Genomic DNA, 14701 nt, shown 5'->3' with positions numbered 1-14701 from the left:
GGCATGGCGCAACGGAAAGCGGTGGCCGCGATCGTCGGTCCCGGGAACATCGGCACCGACCTGCTCGCGAAGCTGAGGCGCAGCGAGCACGTCGAGGTGCGGTACATGGTCGGCGTGGACCCGGAGTCGGACGGGCTGGCCAAGGCCGCGGAATTGGGACTGGAGACCTCCGCCGGCGGCGTCGACTGGTTGCTGTCGCGCGACGAGCTGCCGGACCTGGTCTTCGAAGCGACCTCGGCGAAGGCGCACCTGGCGAACGCGCCGCGGTACGCCACCGCCGGGATCCGTGCGATCGACCTGACCCCGGCCGCGGTCGGCCCGTTCACCTGCCCCGCCGTGGGCTTGCCCGAACGGCTGGACGTGCCGAATGTCAACCTCATCACCTGCGGCGGCCAGGCCACCATCCCGATCGTGCACGCGGTGTCCCGGGTGACACCGGTGCCCTACGCCGAGATCGTCGCGTCCGTCTCGTCGCGCTCGGCCGGACCGGGAACCCGGGCGAACATCGACGAGTTCACCGCGACGACGGCGCGCGGGATCGAACTCGTCGGGGGAGCGAGCCGCGGCAAGGCGATCATCATCATCAATCCGGTCGAACCGCCGATGATCATGCGCGACACGGTGTTCTGCGCGATCGACCCGGACGCGGACTTCGACGCGGTGAGCGAATCCATCCACCGGATGGTCGAGACGGTCCAGGGTTACGTGCCCGGTTACACGCTCAAGGCGGATCCCCAATACGACCCACCCCGCCCGGGGTGGAGCGGGCAGGCGCGGGTCGCGGTGTTCCTGGAGGTCGCCGGGAACGGGGACTTCCTGCCGAAATACGCCGGGAACCTCGACATCATGACGGCCGCGGCCGCCCGTGTCGGTGACCTTCTGGCCACTCAGGAGGTGGCGGCATGAGCTGGGACGACGTGAACCGTGAGGTCCGGTTGGTCGACACCAGCCTGCGCGACGGCAGCCACGCGATGGCGCACCAGTTCACCGAGAAGAACGTGCGCGACACCGTCCGGGCGCTGGACGACGCCGGGGTCTCGCTGATCGAGGTCAGCCACGGCGACGGGCTCGGTGGCTCGACGTTCAACTACGGCTTTTCCCTTGTGGACGAACGGAAGCTGATCGCCGCGGCGGTCAACGAGGCACGGCACGCGAAGATCGCCGTTCTGCTTCTGCCGGGCCTCGGCACCGTCGGCGACTTGCGGGTGGCGGCCGACCTCGGCGCGGGCGCGGTCCGGATCGCGACCCATTGCACCGAGGCCGACGTCTCTGTCCAGCATTTCGGCGCGGCAAGGGAACTCGGGCTGGAGACCGTCGGTTTCCTGATGCTGTCCCATATGTCCACGCCCGAGGCGCTGGCGAAACAGGGCCGGATCATGGTCGACGCCGGGTGTCAGTGCGTCTATGTCGTCGATTCCGCCGGGGCGTTGATCCTGGAGGACGCCGGTGAACGTGTCGCCGCGCTGGTGGCGGAATTCGGCGACGAGGCGCAGGTCGGTTACCACGGACACCAGAACCTGAGTTTCGGTGTCGCGAACTCGGTGCTCGCCTACCGGGCCGGCGCCCGGCAGATCGACGGTTCGCTCGTGGCGCTCGGCGCGGGCGCGGGCAACTCGCCGACCGAGGTTCTCGCGGCGACGTTCGAGCGCCTCGGGATCCGCACCGGCGTCGACAAGGACGTGCTGATGGACGCGGCCGAGAACGTCGTGAAGCCCTACATCACCCGGTTGCCGGTGATGGACCGGTCGTCGATCGTGCAGGGCTTCGCCGGGGTGTACTCGAGTTTCCTCCTGCACGCCGAACGCGCCGCCGAGCGCTACGACGTCCCGGCGCACGAAATCCTCTACCGAGTCGGCGCCGCGAAGTACGTGGGCGGGCAGGAGGACATGATCATCGACATCGCCCTGCAGCTGGTCGCCGAACGCGGTCAGGGTTGACGGTCGGCCCCGAGCACGAGGCGGACGCAGTGGTCGATCAGGCGCTCGCGGCTCACCTTGAGCGAGCCGTCGAGGTAGGCGATGAACACGTTGCTCAGCGCGCCGACCAGCCCGATCGAGGTCATCTGCCGTTCGGCCGCGTCCCCGTGGGACAGCTGCCCGCTGACCAGCTCGGCGAACGAGGGGAGGAGCGCGATGCCGCGCGTGGTCAGCGCGGGATCGGTGATCGGCGCGAGCAGGAGCACGCGGCCTTTGCGCGGATCGTCGAGCATCAATTCGACGAAGGCGCGGACCGCGGCCTTCGCCCGCTCGGCGGGTTCGGCCGTGTCGCTGACCGCGTCGACGAGGGCCTGCCGCGCCTGCTCGCCGATGTGCTCATAGACCGCGACGACGAGTTCCTCGCGGTCGGCGAAGCTCTCGTAGAAATACCGCTCCGTCAGCTTGGCGTGACGGCACACCGCGCGGACGCTCACCCCGGCGCTGCCCTGGGTACCGAGCAGGTCGAGGCCCGCGTCGACGAGTTGTCCTCGCCGTGCGGCCTTGCGGTCGTCCAGGGTCGTGCCTGCCCAGCTGCGGCCGGCCATGATCGGCTCCTCTTGTTGACTACGGCCGTTGTCAACTTTAACCTGACAACAGTTGTGGTCAATTTAACCAGCTCAGTGAGGAGACCGGGGATGACACAGCCGCGGCCGCTCGGTCCGGATTCGCTGACCTGGAAGTACTTCGGCGACTGGCGTGGGCTGCTCATCGCGCTGTGGGCCGGATCCATGCAGAACATGCACCCCGAGCTGGGCGCGGGCGTCGAGGAGCACTCGCGGTTCTTCGAGGAGCGCTGGCAGCGTCTGTTCCGCTCGCTGTACCCGATCGGGGGAGTGATCTACGACGGTCCACGGGCCCGGCAGACCGCGCTGGAGGTGCGGGGCTACCACGATCGGATCAAGGGCGTCGACAAACACGGGCGGCGCTATCACGCGCTCAACCCGGACACGTTCTACTGGGCGCATTCGACGTTCTTCGTGAGCGCGATCCTCATCGCCGACAACTTCTGCGGCGGGATCGGCGAGGCCGAGAAGCGGAAGCTGTTCGACGAGCACGTCCAGTGGTACGAGATGTACGGCATGAGCATGCGCCCGGTGCCGGAATCGTGGGAGGACTTCCAGCTGTACTGGAAGCGCATGTGCGAGGACGTGCTGGAGGACAACAAGGCCACGCGCGATGTCCTCGACATCAAGGACCTCCCGAAGCCGAATTTTCTCCCGTGGCTGCCGGACTTCGCCTGGCACCTCGTCCGCGGGCAGGTGGCGCGGAACTTCGTCTGGCTGACGGTCGGCCTGTACGACCCGCCGATCCGCGAGCGGCTCGGCTACACCTGGACCGAACGCGACGAGCGACGCCATCGCCGGGTGGGGAAGCTGATCAACGCGGCGTTCAAGCTGGTTCCGCGAGACCGCCGCTATCACCCGCGTGCCAGGGCGGGCTGGCGCCGGGAACGTGGTGAACTGGCCCCGGACGCGCCGTTGGTCGAGACTCCCGCGAGGAACCTTCCGCCGCTTTCGGAGCGGGGCAAACCCGAGCACTACTCACCGAACGTCTGACTAGGAGCCTCGATGAAGCTGGGTTACCACCTCGGTTACTGGTCGTCCGGCCCGCCGGAGGGCGCGCTGGACGCGGTCTTGCGGGCCGAAGAACTCGGCTTCGATTCCGTGTGGACCGCCGAGGGCTACGGCTCGGACGCGTTCACCCCGCTCGCCTGGTGGGGCGCGTCGACCAGCCGGATCAAGCTCGGCACCAACATCGTCCAGATGTCGGCGCGTACCCCGACCGCGACGGCCATGCACGCGCTGACGTTGGACCACCTGTCCGGCGGCCGGTTCGTGCTCGGGCTCGGCGCGTCCGGGCCGCAGGTGGTCGAAGGCTGGTACGGGCAGCCCTATCCGAAGCCGCTCGCCCGCACCCGCGAGTACGTCGACATCGTGCGGAAGGTCGTCGCGCGCGAGGCGCCGGTGACCCACGACGGGCAGCACTTCCAGTTGCCGCTGCGGGGCGGCACGGGGCTCGGCAAACCGCTGAAGTCCACAGTGCACCCGTTCCGCAAGGAGATCCCGATCTTCCTCGCCGCGGAGGGGCCGAAGAACGTGGCGCTGTCGGCGGAGATCTGCGACGGCTGGCTCCCGTTGTTCTTCTCGCCCAAGAGCGACGCCTTCTATCGGGCAGCGCTGCAGGAGGGCTTCTCGCGTCCCGGTGCCCGGCACGGTTTCGACGACTTCGAGGTCGCCGCGTCCGTTCCGGTGCTCGTCCACGACGACGTCGAGGAGGCCGCGAGCTGGATCAAGCCGTCGCTCGCGCTGTACATCGGCGGCATGGGTGCGAAATCGGTCAACTTCCACCACGACGTCTTCGCCCGGATGGGGTACGAGGACGTCGCCGACAAGGTGCAGGAGCTGTACCTGGCAGGCCGCAAGGACGAGGCGACCGCGGCGATCCCGACGTCGCTGGTCGAGGACACCTCGCTGATCGGGCCGGCGGAAAAGATCCGTGACGAACTCGCCGCGTGGGACGAGACCGTCGTGACCACGCTGCTGCTGCGGGGGGATGCCGCGACGCTCACGAAGGTCGCGGAAACCCTCGCGTAGCCGCTCTGTCTCGTGAGTGGTGAGGACGGTTCTAACCGTCCNGCGGCGTGGTCACCGGTGATCATCTTCACCGCGATACCCGCGGTGTGACAGGCGGACACCAGGAATCTGGTGTCCCTCTCCGTTCGGCTGAAGGGCGCTTTCCCCGCATGCGACGTGGTGAAAGCGCCCTTCGCCGCATCAGGCGAGGGGAAGGGCCCCTTCGGCCCCACGCCTTTCGTGGGGTTGCGACAGTGAGGCCCATCACGTAGCGTCCCGGCCACGAACATGAAGTCGGTTCATGTTCGTGGCCGGGAGGTGCGACTCATGACGGTGAGCCGGAGGCGGGTTCTCGCGGGTGCGGCGGCGTTGCCCATCGCGGCGAGCATGCTCGGCGCCCAGCAGGCGCAAGCGGCGTCGGCGAAGGGTTTCCGTGTCGGCGTCGGCCTTTCCGACGTCACCGGACCGGCCGCCGAGAACGGCATGATGGGCTACTCGATGCCGCAGCAGCAGACCGCCGGTATCCACCTCCGCACCCGGGCGCGCGCCTTCGTGGTCGATGACGGCGCCAAGCGGATCGCCTTCGTCACCGCCGACCTCGGCGCGCTGTTCCAGTCCGTCCACCAGGGCGTGCTGCGCAAACTCCAGGCCGCGTACGGCGACCTGTACACCGAGCAGAACGTCCTCCTCAACGCCACGCACACCCACTCCGCGTGCGGCGGGGATTCCCATTACGCCGCCTACGATCTGGCGATCCTGGGCTTCCAGCAGCAGGTGTACGACGCGCACGTCGACGGGATCTTCGAGGCGATCGGCCGGGCGCACGCGAACCTCGCGCCCGGGTCGATCCGGCTCGGCCGGGCCGAGCTCACCAAGGCCAGCGTCAACCGCTCGCGCAAGGCCTTCGACCTGAACCCGCAGGCGGACAAGGACCATTTCCCGCAGGCGATCGACCCGGCCGTCACGGTCCTGCGCTTCAGCCAGAACGGCGTCGACGTCGGCGCGATCAGCTGGTTCGCCACGCACGGGACGTCGATGAGCAACGGCAACCACCTGATCAGCGGCGACAACAAGGGGTACGCCGCCTACGAATGGGAACACGACCACGCCGGCGTGCGGTACCTCGACGGGAACCCGCGGTTCGTCGCCGCCTTCCCGCAGACCAACACCGGTGACATGAGCCCGAACCTGAACCTCGAACCCGGCACCCCCGAAACCGAGTTCGAGAACACCCGCACCATCGGCGACCTCCAGTTCCGCGCGGCGAAGAGCGCCTTCGACGCCGCGGCCGAGGCCGTGACGGGCGGCGTCGACCACCGGATGTGCTACGTGGACATGTCCGACGTGGCCGTCGACGCGAAGTACACCCCGAACGGGCGGCCGCAGCGCACCTGTACGGCCGCGATCGGGGTGTCGATGCTGGCGGGCAGTCGCGAGGACGGCCCCGGCCTGCCGCTCCCGGAAGGGGTCAAGAACCCGTTCATCGACTGGCTCGGCGGGATCGACGCGCCGATCCCGCAGGCACTGGCCGACGCGCACGCGCCGAAGGTGATCGCGGTGCCGTTCGGCGCGATGAAGCCGTATCCGTGGACGCCGGAGGTCCTGCCGCTGCAACTCGTCCGGATCGGGCAGCTGCACCTCGTGGCGGTACCGGCCGAGCTGACCATCGTCGCCGGGCTGCGCCTGCGCCGGACCGTCGCCGCCGAACTCGGTGTCCCGCTGGAGAACGTGCTCATCCAGGGCTACGCCAACGCCTACAGCCAGTACGTCACCACGCCCGAGGAGTACGACTCGCAGCAGTACGAAGGCGCGTCGACCCTCTACGGCCGTTACACGCTTCCCGCGTACCAGCAGGAATTCGCGAAACTCGCGGCGGCGATGAAGACGGGGACATCGGTCGCGCACGGCCCGACGCCGCGGGATCTGCGCGGCAAGCTGATCAACTTCCAGCCCGGCGTCGTCTTCGACAGCCCGCCCGCGTTCAAGAGCTTCGGTGACGTCCTGACCGACGCGAAGAGCACCTACGCGCGCGGCGAACAGGTCGTCGTCGAGTTCGTCACCGGGCATCCGAAGAACGACCTCCGGCGCGGCGGCACGTTCCTGGAGATCCAGCGGCTGGTCGACGGCAGCTGGGTCCGACACGCCGACGACGGCGACTGGGACACGAAGTACCACTGGGCGCGGACGTTCGTCGCCGAATCGAAAGCCGTCGTCCACTGGAAGATCCCCGCGAACGCCCCGATCGGCAAATATCGCGTGGTCCACTTCGGCAATTGGAAGAACGGCTGGAACGGGGCGATCTCCGCGTTCAGCGGGACTTCGCGGACGTTCGTCGTCTCCTGACACCGGAAGGGTCTTTCGTGCGGAAAATCGCCGTACTCGCCATCGCCGCCGCGATGTTCGCCGGAACCGCCGTGCCCGCCCGGGCGGCGGTCTCGGTGAAGGTCATGGCGTTCAACATCTGGCAGCTGCCCTGGATCGCCAGTCCGAACACTTCGGACAAACAGGCCAGGGCTCGCGCGGCGGAGGACGTCATCCGCGCGAACGGCGCCGACGTCGTCGTCCTGGACGAGGCTTTCAGCGCCCAGGCGGAGGAACTGCGGAACCGGCTGAAGGACGTCTGGCCGCACCAGACCCCGCTCGTCGGCCAGTACTGTTCCACGTCGCCCGGCTGGACCACGGTGAACGGGAACTGCTCGAATTCCCCCGTAGTGGTCAACGGCGGGGTCACCGTGCTCAGCAAGGCGCCGGTGACCGAGCAGCACCAGCTGGTCTTCCGCAATTCCTACTCGGGCACGGCGGACTACCTGTCAAACAAGGGGGCCGCGCTCGCCCGCCTGGTCGTCAACGGGAAGCCGGTGTGGATCGCGGGCACCCACATGCAGGCGGATGAGGGACCGGAGACGCTGCCGAAGGCGCACGAGATCCGGATGGCGCAGCTGGGCGAGATCCGTGACCTGGTCACGAAATACGCCCCCGCCCACGAGCCGGTCGTCATCGCGGGCGACCTGAACATCGAGTACTGGGCGGGACAGGCGCGCAAGGATTCCCTCGGCCGCACGCAGGTCCAGCAGGGCGAAGCCTTCCTTGGCGGCATCCTCCGCACGACGGGCGAAGGCGCGTACACCTTCGACGCGGCGACGAACCCGAACGCGGCGAAGTCCGTTCCGGCGACCTACCGCGACTCGCTGGACTACGTCGGAGCCGTACGCGCGGGCGGCCGTCCACTCGCCGCTGTCGGCCCGGTACAGCTCGTGTATTACGACGGTGGCACGATTCCCTCCGACCACTACCCGGTGGTGGCCAAGATCCAATACTGAGGCCTTCATCGGGAGAACCGCCTCGAGGAGGATCATGGCAGCCCTGCCAGCACGGACGAGGTACCGCTACTCGCTCGGCTCGTTCGTCACCGGCCCCTTCGGCACGGTTCCCGGCCTGCTCCTTCTGAAGTACCTCACCGACACGATGGGCGTCGCCGCGGGCGTGGCCGGCGCGATCGTGTTCATTCCCAAGGCGTGGGACGTGCTCTTCAACCCGATCGCGGGAAGGCTGTCGGACGCGGACATGGTCCGCACCGGCAGCCGCCGCCGGTTCCTGCTCTTCGGCGGTATCGGCGTGTCGATCCTCTTCGCAGCCCTGTTCGCCCACCCCGGCTTCGGCGGCCCCGTGCCCGACGCGATCTACGTCGTCGTCGTGTTCCTGTTGTGCGCCACCGCGTACGCGTTCTTCCAGGTGCCGTTCAACGCGTTGCCCGCCGAACTGACCGACAACGCCGAGGAACGCACGAAGCTGACCAGCATCCGGATCGGCTTCCTCGCGGTCGCCATCCTGATCTGCGGCGGCGGGGCCCCGGCGATCACCGAACTCGTCGGCGGCGTCACCGGTTACCGCGTCATGGGCGTGTTCATCGCCGTGATCATCCTGCTGGCGACCCTCGGCGTGTACTTCGGGCTGAAGGACGCGCCGGTCGGCGCACTGCGGCCGAACACGGTGAGCCCGCGTGAACTGCTCCGGACGCTCGCGCAGTGGCGGCCGTTCCGCTGGCTGCTCGGGGTCTACTTCGTCCAGGCGCTCGGAATCGGCACGGTGCTGGCCGCGATCCCGTTCTTCGCCGAACGGATCCTCGGCAGCTCCGGCTACTCCACGGTCCTGTTCGTCGGTTTTGTCGGCCCGGCGCTGCTGACCATGCCGCTGTGGCCCAAACTCGGGGCGAGTGTCGGGAAACTGGTCGGGTTCCGGCTCGCCACCGCCGCGTTCGGCGTCGGTCTGTTCGGGCTTCTCGGCGCGAAGGTGTTCCCGTTCCCTGTCACGATGGTGTTCGTCGCTTTCTGCGGCGTCGGCTACGCGGGGATCTCGGTATTCCCGCTGGCGATCCTGCCGGACCTGATCAGCGACGAAGAGGAGCGGACCGGGGAGACCAGGGCCGGGGTGGCGGCCGGGGTCTGGACCGCGTCCGAAACGCTGGGACTCGCGCTCGGCCCGGGGATCTGGGGACTGGTGCTGCAGTTCGGCGGCTACCAGTCCAGCCTCGACGCCAAGGTCGCGCAGCCGGACAGCGCGCTCACGGCGATCCTGCTCGGCGCGTCGATCCTTCCGGCCGTGCTGATCGTGCTGGGCATCCCGCTGCTGCGCAGGTCGGTGCTGGAGCGCCGCGCGTGACCGCCGAGGACGTCCTGCGGGAGCTGCGGGAGCTGCGCGCGGGGGACTTGCCGACGCACGGAGGCCGGACGCTCGCGTATGTCTACGACAGCGGTCTGTCCGAAGTGGATGAACTCGGCGCGGCCGCGCACGCGCTGGCGTCGTCGGCGAACGGCCTCGACCCGACGGCGTTCCCGAGTCTGCTGCGGATGGAGAACGACCTCGTCGGCGCCGCGGCGCGGCTGCTGGGCGGTACGGCGGAGACGGCCGGTTCGGTGACCTCGGGCGGCACGGAGTCGTGCATGCTCGCCGTCCTGGCCGCCCGCGACGCGCGTCCCGACCTGTCCACGCCGAATATCGTGCTGCCCACGACCGCGCACGCGGCGTTCCACAAGGCGGCGCATTTCTTCGGCGTCCGCGTGGTTTCGGTGCCGGTCGATCCGGTGACCTTCCGCGCAGTCCCGGAGGCGATGGCCGCCGCGGTCGACGACAGCACGGTGCTCGTCGTCGCGAGCGCGCCGTCCTACGCCCACGGCGTCCTCGACCCGATCCCCGAGATCGCCGTGCTGCTCGACGGCGTCCGCTTCCACGTCGACGCCTGCATCGGTGGCTGGGTGCTGCCGTACTTGGGGCTCGGCCCGTTCGGTTTCGACGTCCCCGGTGTCACCAGCGTCTCGGTCGATCTGCACAAGTACGCCTACTGCCCGAAAGGCGTGTCGGTTCTGTTGCACGCCAACGCGGACCTGCGCCGGCCGCAGTACTTCGCCAGCGCGGACTGGCCCGGCTACACGATGCTGAACACCACGCTGCAGAGCACGCGATCCGGCGGCCCGCTCGCCGCGGCCTGGGCCGTCGTGCGTCACGTCGGCGACGAGGGTTACGCGAGGCTGGCTTCGGCGGCCCGTGAGGCGGCCGTCGAGATCCGGGCCGGGATCGAGGCACTGGACGGGTTGCGGGTCCTCGGCGATCCAGTGTCGACCCTGCTGGCCTTCACCGTGGAGGACGGCGCGGGTTTCGACTTGTTCACCGTCGCGGACGAGATGCGGGAGCGCGGCTGGTACGTCCAGCCGCAGTTCGCCCACGAGTCGTCGCCCGCGAACCTGCACCTGACCGTGACGGCCGCGAACCGCGGGAGCGAGAAGGGCTTCCTAGCCGATCTCGCCGCGTCGGTCGTGGCCGCCCGCGAAACGGGGCCGGTCGTCGTCGACCCGCAAGTGGCCGAGTTCGTCGCGGCGCTGGACCCGGCGACGTTGACGCCGGAGCAGTTCGCCGGACTGCTGGCGGCCGCGGGTCTCGGCGGCGCGGCCGGATTGCCCACCCGGATGGCGGAGATCAACGCGCTGCTGGCCACGGCACCCGGTCCGTTGCGCGAACGGCTGTTGCTCGAATTCATCGGCTCGCTGTACACGGCTTCCTGAAACCAGCCCTTGACGCAATCGGTCGGTTGCTATACAAAGTTATAGCAACCGATTGATTGCTACTTGAGGAGGCCGTCGTGGGATTCCCCGACCGGATCGAACGCACCGTCGACATCGCCCACCCGCCCGCGAAGGTCTGGGCCGCGCTGACCACGGCCGAAGGGCTGGGCACCTGGTTCGGGAACCAGGCCAGCATCGACCTGCGCCCCGGTGGCGACGCCGAGATGAAATGGGACGAGGGGCACAAGGCGAACATGCGCGTCGAGCGCGTCGAAGAACCGGAGATCTTCGGCTTCACCTGGAACATCTACGGTCTCCCCGACGAAGACCCTCGCCGCACCTACGTCGAGTTCACCCTGGTGCCGAACGGCGAAGGCACCCGGCTCACCGTCGTCGAGTCCGGTTTCTCCCAGCTTCCGGACGACGTCCACCGTGTCGCTTTCGAAGGGAACACGACGGGGTGGGCGGCCGAGCTGGGCGAACTGATCGAATACCTCGATGCCGCCTGACATCGAAACGATCGCCGAACAGGTCTTCGTCGCCTTGGCCGACCCGAGCAGGCGGAGCATTCTCGCCGTCCTCGCCTCGGGCGGCCCGGCCACGGCGACCGACCTTGCCGACCGCCTGCCGATCACGCGGCAGGCCATCGCCAAGCACCTCACCCTGCTCACCGACGCCGGGCTGGTGATCCCGGAGCAGGGGGAGCGGCGTCGCGTCCGCTACCGGCTGCAGTCGGCGCCGATGCAGGTCGCTCAGCAGTTCCTCGCCGCGCTCGCCCGTGATTGGGACGGGCCGCTCGCGGCGCTCAAAGACCATCTGGAGGGAACATCATGAGCTTCACGACGAGTTTCACCGTGGACCAGACGCCGCAGCAGGTCTTCGACGCGTTCGACGACGTCCGCGGGTGGTGGTCGGAAGAGGTCGTGCACTCCGGCGACGAGTTCGAGTACCACTACGAAGAGGTCCACCGCTGCCGGATCCGGATCACCGAATCCGTGCCCGGCCGCAAGGTCTCCTGGCTGGTCCTGGAGAACCACTTCGACTTCACCCGCGACGAGACCGAGTGGGTCGGCACCACGTTCACCTTCGACATCTGCCACAAGGCGCGGACCTTCTGCGTCGGTACGAGCCTGCGGGACCTGATCACCACCGGCGAGGGACAGCCGAACCGGCAGAGCGTCCTGCCCGCGGAGCCGGTGCGATGAACACGGTGTCCGCGGCCGAATGGGAAGAAGCGCGCCTTCGGTTGCTGGTGAAGGAGAAGGAACTGACCCGAGCCCGCGACGCGCTCGCGGCCGAGCGGCGCCGGATGCCGTGGCTCGCGGTCGAGAAGCCGTACGAGTTCGAAGGGCCGTCCGGCGCGGTGAACCTGCTCGACCTGTTCGAGGGACGCCGTCAGCTGATCGTCTACCGGGCCTTCTTCGATCCCGGTGTGGAAGGGTTCCCCGACCACGCCTGCAAAGGCTGCTCGCTGGTCGCCGACCAGGTCGCGCACGTCGCGCATCTGAACGCCCGTGACACCAGCCTGGCCTTCGTTTCCCGGGGCGGGCAACCGGATATCGCGCGGATGAAGGCGCGGATGGGCTGGACGATGCCGTGGTACACGATCGCCGGCGACTTCGACGTCGACTTCGGGGTCGGCGAATGGCACGGCACCAACGCCTTCATCCGTGAAGGCGACCAGGTGTTCCGGACGTACTTCGTCAACGATCGCGGCGACGAGGCGATGGGGAGCACCTGGAGCTACCTCGACATCACCGCGCTGGGACGGCAGGAGGAGTGGGAGGATTCGCCGGAGGGCTATCCGCAGACGCCGCCGTACGAGTGGTGGAACTGGCACGACGCCTACGAGGGTGCCGCTCCGGCCGGTGGCTGCTGCTCGGGGTCTTGACCCTGGGTTAGGGTCCGGCCGGTGGAGAGTCTGTTCTTGACCCGTGTGCTGGCCGCGCTGCGCTCGGGAGGCGACGAGGTGCTGTTCGTCCAGGACGGCGTGGAGACCGGCTACGGGCAGGCACTCGACCTGGTGCGCCGGATGTACGCGGGACTGCCGGAGGGCGGGGTGGTCGCCATCGACGCCGGCAACCGGCCGGAAACCGTCCTCCTGCAGATCGCCGCACAGCTACGGGGTTCGACGGTGCTGCTCGTGGCGGCGTCGGCGAGTTCGCCGGATCGCCTCGCCGCGGTAGAGGCGGCCGGTGTCACGACCCTGGTGACCGAGCAGCCGGCGGACTGGCCCGCCGAGGTCGCGCGGGTGATCACGCTCGACGAACTGATGGACCGCGACGGTACCGACCCGGCGGGGCTGCCGGGTTCGGTCACCGTCATCTTTCCGACCGGGGGTACCACCGGAGCGCCGAAACTCATCCGGCACAGCGGGATCTACGACGGGATGGCGCATATGACCGGCAACGCCACCGTGCTGGGGGTGATCCTGCGGCGGGAGAGTGTCGTCCTGCTGCGGGGCTTCGACGCGGGTACGGTGCTCGACGCGATCGTGGAACACCGGATCACCGCGTTGTCCCTCACTCCCGCGCGCCTGGCCGAGGTGCTCGACCATCCGGCCATGACGTCGAGCGATGTCAGCTGTGTGCGGCAGCTTTCACTGGGTGCCGCCCCGCTTCCGCCGAGACGGCTGGCTCAGGCGCTCGAAGTGTTCGGGCCCGTGGTCGGGCAGGGATACGGGCTCACCGAGGCGCCGATGATCGCGAGCATCTCCGCGGCGGAGCTCGCCGGGCGGCCGGAGCGGCTCGAGTCCGTGGGCCGGATCGTGCCGGGCATGGAGGCCAGGATCGACGACGGGGAGGTCCTGGTGCGTGGACTGTCCATGATGGTCGGTTACCACGGGGCGGCGCCGATCGGGGACGGCTGGCTGCGGACCGGTGATCTCGGGCGGTTCGATCACGAGGGGTACCTCTACCTGCTGGACCGGGCGAACGACGTCATCATCACCGGCGAGCACGGCACCAAGGTGTATTCGACCGTGGTCGAGAACGCGCTCGCGCGGCATCCGCTGATCCGCTCCGTGGCCGTGTTCGGTGTGCCTGGCGACGGCGGTGAGGGCGAGCGGGTCCACGCCGTGGTGGTGCCCGCCGTTTCAGGAGCGTTGACCGCCGAAGAGGTCCGGATTCAGGCCAGGGTGTTCTTCGGGCGCGAGCATTTCGTACCGTCCGATGTGGACTTCGCCGACGCGCTGCCGCTGACGGCGATCGGCAAGGTCGACAAGCGGGCGCTCCGGGAGCCGTTCTGGGCCGGGCACCGCCGCCGCATCGCCTGATCGTGGCGAACGGGTCGTGGGCACCCGGTCGGGTGAGAGCGCTGCTGGGCCGGTAGTCCGGTGCTACGGTCCGCCTGATCAGGCATTTCCGATCAGGAAGGACCCGGTGATGACCGCCGCGCACACCGAACACGCCGGCCATACGCACACTCACGGTGAAGGATGCGGCCACGTCGCCGTACCCCACGGCGACCACGTCGACTACGTGCACGACGGTCACCTGCACCGCGCTCACGACGGGCACTTCGACGAGTGTGAAACCGGCGACCACATCCCGCACAAGGGTCACGACCACGCTCACGGCGAGGGCTGTGGCCACGTCGCGGTGCCGCACGGCGACCACGTCGACTACCTGCACGACGGCCACCGCCACGCCGCGCACGGTGACCACTACGACGACCACTGACCTCGCGCCGCGCTGGCCGGCGCCTCGCGTGACTGACGGGACGGCGCGCCGTTCCTTCGCGAGTCGTCCGCGCGCACACGCATTTCGTCCATCCCAACACGTGTGTCGTCCATCCGAGCACGCGAAACCGCCACTCGCGCACCGGCTCTGCCAAGCCCCGACGCGCGTCCTCCACAAGGGACACTTTCCGCGATTGGCGCGCCCGATTTGGTAGCTTTATGTGACTTTTGTGAAGGGGTCGTGATCGTAAGCGGTGAGGGTTGCCGCAGGTCACGCGCTCGGTTGCCCTGGCCGACAGGAGCCGACTGTGCCCCTGAGTGTCCACCAAGGACACTCTTCGCTGACCCAATGTCCGATTGGTGCCCGGATAGGCGATTTTACGGGGAGGTCGTGAGTGGCGTTTCGGGTTGGAACCC

The 14701-nt window shown here is 68.7% G+C and carries 15 protein-coding genes; 14 read left to right on the top strand and 1 reads right to left on the bottom strand.

The genetic code is table 11. The annotated features are described in order from the left end of the window. Window positions 1-3: 3 nt before the first annotated feature. Both LCL61_RS26310 and dmpG read left to right on the top strand, forming a co-directional pair. Window positions 4-906 carry an acetaldehyde dehydrogenase (acetylating) gene (locus LCL61_RS26310; protein WP_063273523.1) on the top strand — a complete coding sequence of 301 codons (903 nt, stop codon included), beginning with the start codon at window positions 4-6 and terminating at the stop codon, window positions 904-906. Continuing rightward, window positions 903-1937, top strand: coding sequence for a 4-hydroxy-2-oxovalerate aldolase (dmpG, locus tag LCL61_RS26305; protein ID WP_340682185.1), 1035 nt, complete (start codon window positions 903-905; stop codon window positions 1935-1937). Before LCL61_RS26310 ends, dmpG begins: the two co-directional genes overlap by 4 nt. Here the strand turns inward: dmpG and LCL61_RS26300 are convergent. Continuing rightward, a complete protein-coding gene (locus tag LCL61_RS26300; RefSeq protein ID WP_125678355.1) occupies window positions 1928-2521 on the bottom strand; it encodes a TetR/AcrR family transcriptional regulator in 594 nt (197 codons plus the stop codon). The two genes, dmpG and LCL61_RS26300, sit on opposite strands and share 10 nt — an antisense overlap. A gap of 90 nt (window positions 2522-2611) precedes the next feature. Here LCL61_RS26300 and LCL61_RS26295 point away from each other — a divergent pair, with 90 nt between their 5' ends. From LCL61_RS26295 to LCL61_RS26240, 12 genes are all read left to right on the top strand, one after another. Next, window positions 2612-3532, top strand: a complete 921-nt coding sequence (locus LCL61_RS26295; RefSeq protein WP_340682184.1) for an oxygenase MpaB family protein — start codon at window positions 2612-2614, stop codon at window positions 3530-3532. A 12-nt stretch (window positions 3533-3544) separates the two neighbouring features. After that, window positions 3545-4570: an LLM class F420-dependent oxidoreductase gene (locus tag LCL61_RS26290; protein ID WP_340682183.1), complete on the top strand. Its 1026-nt coding sequence runs from the start codon at window positions 3545-3547 to the stop codon at window positions 4568-4570. Between the two features lie 306 nt (window positions 4571-4876). Beyond that, on the top strand, window positions 4877-6892 hold the full coding sequence (locus LCL61_RS26285; protein WP_340682182.1) for a neutral/alkaline ceramidase: 2016 nt from the start codon (window positions 4877-4879) through the stop codon (window positions 6890-6892). A gap of 17 nt (window positions 6893-6909) precedes the next feature. Then, complete coding sequence (locus tag LCL61_RS26280; RefSeq protein WP_340682181.1) at window positions 6910-7869, top strand: sphingomyelin phosphodiesterase; 960 nt, start codon at window positions 6910-6912, stop codon at window positions 7867-7869. Between the two features lie 34 nt (window positions 7870-7903). Then, complete coding sequence (locus LCL61_RS26275) at window positions 7904-9208, top strand: MFS transporter (protein ID WP_340682180.1); 1305 nt, start codon at window positions 7904-7906, stop codon at window positions 9206-9208. Then, a complete protein-coding gene (locus LCL61_RS26270; RefSeq protein ID WP_340682179.1) occupies window positions 9205-10605 on the top strand; it encodes a pyridoxal phosphate-dependent decarboxylase family protein in 1401 nt (466 codons plus the stop codon). The genes LCL61_RS26275 and LCL61_RS26270 overlap by 4 nt, the downstream gene beginning before the upstream one ends. Window positions 10606-10682: 77 nt before the next feature. Further along, entirely contained in the window at window positions 10683-11114 is a 432-nt protein-coding gene (locus LCL61_RS26265) for an SRPBCC domain-containing protein (RefSeq protein WP_340682178.1), read from the top strand. Further along, window positions 11104-11439: a metalloregulator ArsR/SmtB family transcription factor gene (locus LCL61_RS26260; protein WP_340682177.1), complete on the top strand. Its 336-nt coding sequence runs from the start codon at window positions 11104-11106 to the stop codon at window positions 11437-11439. The genes LCL61_RS26265 and LCL61_RS26260 overlap by 11 nt, the downstream gene beginning before the upstream one ends. Then, window positions 11436-11810, top strand: coding sequence for a hypothetical protein (locus LCL61_RS26255; protein WP_340682176.1), 375 nt, complete (start codon window positions 11436-11438; stop codon window positions 11808-11810). The genes LCL61_RS26260 and LCL61_RS26255 overlap by 4 nt, the downstream gene beginning before the upstream one ends. Then, a complete protein-coding gene (locus tag LCL61_RS26250) occupies window positions 11807-12496 on the top strand; it encodes a DUF899 domain-containing protein (RefSeq protein WP_340682175.1) in 690 nt (229 codons plus the stop codon). Before LCL61_RS26255 ends, LCL61_RS26250 begins: the two co-directional genes overlap by 4 nt. A 21-nt stretch (window positions 12497-12517) precedes the next feature. Then, window positions 12518-13879, top strand: coding sequence for a class I adenylate-forming enzyme family protein (locus LCL61_RS26245; protein ID WP_340682174.1), 1362 nt, complete (start codon window positions 12518-12520; stop codon window positions 13877-13879). A 109-nt stretch (window positions 13880-13988) separates the two neighbouring features. Next, window positions 13989-14285, top strand: a complete 297-nt coding sequence (locus tag LCL61_RS26240) for a hypothetical protein (RefSeq protein WP_340682173.1) — start codon at window positions 13989-13991, stop codon at window positions 14283-14285. The last annotated feature ends 416 nt before the right edge of the window (window positions 14286-14701 follow it).

Origin of the sequence: Amycolatopsis coloradensis (assembly GCF_037997115.1) — a bacterium.
In the GTDB taxonomy this organism is placed as follows: domain Bacteria; phylum Actinomycetota; class Actinomycetes; order Mycobacteriales; family Pseudonocardiaceae; genus Amycolatopsis; species Amycolatopsis coloradensis_A.
The sequence above is the reverse complement of the archived record's forward strand: the minus strand, read 5'-3'. Positions and strand labels throughout refer to the sequence as shown.